Source organism: Micrococcus sp. APC 4021 (genome assembly GCF_030407635.1).
Classification (GTDB): Bacteria; Actinomycetota; Actinomycetes; order Actinomycetales; family Micrococcaceae; genus Micrococcus; species Micrococcus luteus.
In genome coordinates, this window is sequence record NZ_JASDCZ010000221.1 from 1 (window position 1) to 1,229 (window position 1,229).

Annotated in this window: 2 protein-coding genes; one reads left to right on the forward strand and one right to left on the reverse strand. The window is 74.7% G+C overall.

The features are described from left to right. On the forward strand, window positions 1-821 hold an 821-nt coding region (gene panB / locus QL983_RS11285), incomplete at its 5' end, for a 3-methyl-2-oxobutanoate hydroxymethyltransferase (RefSeq protein ID WP_290153064.1). 68 nt (window positions 822-889) lie between these two features. Here the strand turns inward: panB and QL983_RS11290 are convergent. Next, window positions 890-1,102: an SPOR domain-containing protein gene (locus QL983_RS11290; RefSeq protein WP_036340724.1), complete on the reverse strand. Its 213-nt coding sequence runs from the start codon at window positions 1,100-1,102 to the stop codon at window positions 890-892. Window positions 1,103-1,229: the final 127 nt, after the last annotated feature.

The following is a 1,229-nucleotide window of genomic DNA, read 5'->3' on the forward strand; positions in this document are numbered from 1 at the left end:
CCTACGGTCCGCCCGCCCCGTCCCGGTACCGGACGGTCCACCTGCAGCGGGCCAAGGACGAGGGCCGGCGCTTCGCGATGCTCACCACCTACGACGCGATGACGGCGGCCCTGTTCGACGAGGCCGGCGTCGAGGTGCTGCTCGTGGGCGACTCGGTGGGCAACACCATGCTGGGCCACCCCACCACCCTGCCGGTCACCCTGGACCAGATGATCCTGTTCACCCAGGCCGTGGTGCGCGGTGCCGAGCGTGCCCTCGTGGTCGCGGACCTGCCCTTCGGCTCGTACGAGGCCTCCCCGCGGCAGGCCGTCGAGTCGGCCGTCCGCCTCGTGAAGGAGTCCGGCGCGCACGCCGTCAAGGTGGAGGGCGACGAGCGCTTCGCCGAGCACGTGGCCGCGATGACGGCCGCCGGCGTCGCGGTCATGGCCCACATCGGCTTCACCCCGCAGTCCGAGCACGTGCTCGGCGGCTACCGGGTGCAGGGCCGCGGCGCGGGGGCGGCCGAGCGGATGACGGCGTCGGCCCGGGCCCTCGAGGCCGCGGGGGCGTTCGCCGTCCTGATGGAGATGGTCCCCTCGGACGTCGCCGCCGCGGTCGACGCCGCGCTGCGGGTGCCCACCGTGGGCATCGGCGCGGGCCCGGGCACCACGGGCCAGGTGCTCGTGTGGCAGGACATGCTCGGCCTGCGCGAGGGCCGGGTGCCCCGGTTCGTCCGTCAGTACGCCCGCCTGCACGAGGTCGTGGGCGACGCGGTCCGGGCCTATCGCGCGGACGTGCTCGACGGCGCGTTCCCGGCCCCGGAGCACGGCTTCGAGGGCTGAACCCGCCCTGTGAGACGACCGGGCCCCCGTCCCGAGGGACGGGGGCCCGGTGTCGTCCGGCGTCGCGGTCAGGAGGCGTCGTCGACGGGACGGCTGTCCCAGTCGTCGTCGCGCGCGTCCTCCGCGTCGGCGGCCTCGTTGTTCGCCCGCACGCGGTCCATCGCGGCCTGGGCCTCCTCACGGGTGCCGAACGGGCCCAGCAGCTGGGACCAGTCCGACTGGGCGCCCACCTCCACCTGATGCGTGTTGACGTTGTACCAGAACTCGCTCGTCTCGGTCATGGGGGCCACAATAGCCGGGCCGATAGGCTGGAGGACATGTCCCAGCGTCAGAACCCCGCCGTCCCGTCCAGCCACAACGGTCCCCGCCCCGCGGGCCCCACCGCACCGGAGCCCGGGTCGCTCGCCC